Annotated in this window: 5 protein-coding genes and 1 pseudogene; all 6 read right to left on the minus strand. The window is 58.5% G+C overall.

Annotated features, from left to right (window positions below):
- Nucleotides 1-487 (minus strand): 50S ribosomal protein L2 (rplB, locus tag PKC81_RS14570; protein ID WP_324337322.1); only part of this gene is annotated, 487 nt, incomplete at its 3' end.
- Between the two features lie 10 nt (nt 488-497).
- Nucleotides 498-806, minus strand: coding sequence for a 50S ribosomal protein L23 (locus PKC81_RS14575; protein WP_298605458.1), 309 nt, complete (start codon nt 804-806; stop codon nt 498-500).
- A complete protein-coding gene (gene rplD / locus PKC81_RS14580) occupies nt 799-1,425 on the minus strand; it encodes a 50S ribosomal protein L4 (RefSeq protein WP_324337324.1) in 627 nt (208 codons plus the stop codon). Before rplD ends, PKC81_RS14575 begins: the two co-directional genes overlap by 8 nt.
- 3 nt (nt 1,426-1,428) lie before the next feature.
- Nucleotides 1,429-2,271 (minus strand): 50S ribosomal protein L3, encoded by an 843-nt coding sequence (rplC, locus tag PKC81_RS14585; RefSeq protein WP_324337327.1) that lies wholly within the window; start codon nt 2,269-2,271, stop codon nt 1,429-1,431.
- 194 nt (nt 2,272-2,465) lie between these two features.
- The gene (rpsJ, locus tag PKC81_RS14590) at nt 2,466-2,777 is read right to left on the minus strand and encodes a 30S ribosomal protein S10 (RefSeq protein ID WP_298605465.1); all 312 of its coding nucleotides are present in this window, start codon (nt 2,775-2,777) and stop codon (nt 2,466-2,468) included.
- A gap of 143 nt (nt 2,778-2,920) precedes the next feature.
- Nucleotides 2,921-3,135, minus strand: a pseudogene (gene tuf / locus PKC81_RS14595) (elongation factor Tu); the annotation flags it as partial.

The following is a 3,135-nucleotide window of genomic DNA, read 5'->3' on the forward strand; positions in this document are numbered from 1 at the left end:
GCACATAAGTGCCTGCCGAACGGGCGATCTGACCGCCCTTGCCCGGCTTCATCTCGACATTGTGGCAGATGGTGCCAACCGGCATCTGCGACAAAAGCATCGCATTACCCGGCTTTACGTCGGTCTTTTCGCCGGCAACAACGGTGTCGCCTACGTTCAAACGCTGCGGTGCGAGGATATAGGCCAACTCGCCGTCCGAATATTTCACCAGTGCGATGAAAGCCGTACGGTTGGGGTCATATTCCAGACGTTCGACGGTTGCCGGCATATCCCATTTCCGACGCTTGAAGTCGATAATGCGATATTTCTGCTTGTGACCGCCACCGATGCCACGCGAGGTGACATGGCCCTTGTTGTTGCGACCACCGGTCTTGCGCTTGCCTTCGGTCAGCGCCTTGACGGGGCCGCCCTTATAGAGGCTCGAACGGTCGACAAGCACGAGGCCGCGACGCGCCGGGCTGGTTGGTTTGTAGCTCTTGAGTGCCATTTTCCTGCCCTTAGATACCGGTGGTGACGTCGATCGACTGGCCTTCAGCCAGGGTCACGACGGCCTTTTTGACGTCGGTGCGGGTGTAGGGCTTGCCCTTCCACCGCTTGGTCTTGCCCTTTTGGACAAGCGTGTTGACGCCCTTCACCTTGACATCGAACAATGCTTCAACCGCAGCCTTGATCTGCGGCTTGGTGGCATCGCCCGCTACCTTGAAAACAACGGCGTTGTTTTCCGAAAGCAAAGTTGCCTTCTCCGTGATGTGCGGCGCAACGATCACGTCATAATGACGGACGTCGATTGCTTCTTTCTTAGCCATTGAAACGGGCCTCCAGCTTTTCAACCGCGGCACGGGTCAGGACCAGCGTGTCATGCTTCAGGATGTCATAGACGTTGGCGCCCACAGCGGGGAGCACATTGACGCCGACGAGATTTGCCGAAGCTTTGCGGAAATTGTCGTTCACGCCTTCACCGTCGATGACGAGGGCTGTCTTGCCAAAGCCAAGCTTTGCAATCTGGCCGGCAAGCGCCTTTGTCTTGCCTTCCTTCACATCGAGGTCTTCAAGAACGATCAGCGAGCCAGCTTTCGCCTTGCTCGACAGGGCCATTTTCAGGCCAAGCGTGCGGATCTTCTTGTTCAGCGACGGGTTGAAGTCGCGCAGGCGGGCGCCGTGCGCCTTACCACCGCCGATAAAGGTCGGTGCAGCGCGATCACCGTGACGGGCAGTACCGCCACCCTTCTGGCGACCGAACTTCTTGCCGGTGCGGGCAACATCCGAACGCTCACGGGTCGGACGAGCCGTACCGCGGGCCTTTTCACGCTGCCAGGTGACAACGCGGTGCAGAATGTCTGCACGCGGTTCGAGACCGAAGACTTCGTCGTTCAGGTCGATGTCGCCCTTTGCCTTGGCGTCGAGGGTTTGAACCTTGAGCTTCATGGCTTAGCCCTCCTTCTGTTCTTCGCCAGAGTCAGCCGCAGGTGCTTCGTCAGCGGCGGGAGCCTCCGGCGCAGCAGCTTCGGCAGCAGGTGCTTCAGCGGCAGCTTCGACTTCGGTGACTTCGGTCGCGATGACGACTTCTTCCTCGACAATCGGAGCAACATCATTGTCACCCTTCAGCGCGCCGGGGAACGGCAGGCCTTCAGGTGCAGCAACCTTCACGGCGTCCTTGACGAGCAGCCATGCATTCTTCGCACCCGGGACCGAACCCTTGACGAAGATCAGGCCGCGCGCGACGTCGGTGCGAACCACTTCAAGGTTCTGCTGCGTACGCTGACGGTCACCCATATGACCAGCCATCTTCTTGTTCTTGAACACCTTGCCCGGATCCTGACGGTTACCCGTCGAACCGTGCGCACGGTGCGAGATCGAAACACCGTGGGTAGCGCGCATACCGCCGAAGCCCCAGCGCTTCATGGCACCGGCAAAGCCCTTACCCTGGGTGTGACCGGTGATGTCCACCAGCTGGCCAGCAACGAAATGCTCGGCCGAAATGGTTGCGCCGACCGGCAGCAGGCCGTCGGCATTTTCAACGCGGAATTCAGCAACGCGAGCCTTGGGTTCGACCTGTGCCTTGGCGAATTCGCCGCGCTGCGGCTTGTTTACATTTTTCGCTTTACGGGCTCCTGCACCGAGACGGACAGCAAAATAGCCATCCTTGTCTTCGCTACGAGCACCGACCACCTGGCAGCCTTCCAGCGCCAGAACGGTGACGGGAACGTGACGGCCATCTTCATTGAAGAGGCGCATCATACCCATCTTTTTCGCGATCACGCCAGTACGCATGATCCATACTCCACTACAATGTCAGAGGCCCGGCTGGCACGATTGCCAGGAGGGCGTGACGCCTAATTCCAGCCCAAATTTTTAGCATTGCCCCGTCCGGGCTAGGCACCGGTGCCTGCCTCAGCAAACAATCCGGTAAGACGGGGAACGCGGCCCAGACTTAAAGTCTGGCGGTATTCCGTGTCTTGCTGGCGTTAAGCCAACTTGATCTGCACATCGACACCAGCAGCAAGGTCGAGCTTCATCAGCGCATCGACGGTCTGCGGGGTGGGCTGCACAATGTCGAGCAACCGCTTATATGTGCGCACCTCAAACTGCTCGCGCGACTTTTTGTCGATGTGCGGGCCGCGGTTGACGGTGAACTTTTCGATACGGGTAGGAAGAGGAATAGGGCCACGGATGAGCGCACCAGTGCGGCGAGCTGTTTCTGCGATATCACCTGTCGCCTGATCGAGGACGCGATGGTCAAAAGCCTTCAGACGAATGCGAATATTCTGCGTTTCCATGACGGACCGTATTCCTGTTTCTACCAATATCAAAGAGCGAAAACAGCCAACCCAACCTCGTATCGAAGCCGGGACAGCTGTTTGGAAATCTCAAATAAACCGCCCGCCCGAATCACTGACCCGGGCGGGATGCGCGGCCTATATTACTTCGTGATGGTGCTGACAACCCCAGAACCAACGGTGCGACCACCTTCGCGAATTGCGAAGCGCAGACCCTGTTCCATAGCGATCGGCGCGATCAGCTTAACAGCGATCGTGACGTTGTCGCCCGGCATCACCATTTCGGTACCTTCGGGAAGAATGACTTCGCCGGTGACGTCGGTGGTGCGGAAGTAGAACTGCGGACGATAGTTGGCGA

Source organism: Sphingorhabdus sp. (assembly GCF_035329025.1).
Lineage (GTDB): Bacteria > Pseudomonadota > Alphaproteobacteria > Sphingomonadales > Sphingomonadaceae > Sphingorhabdus_B.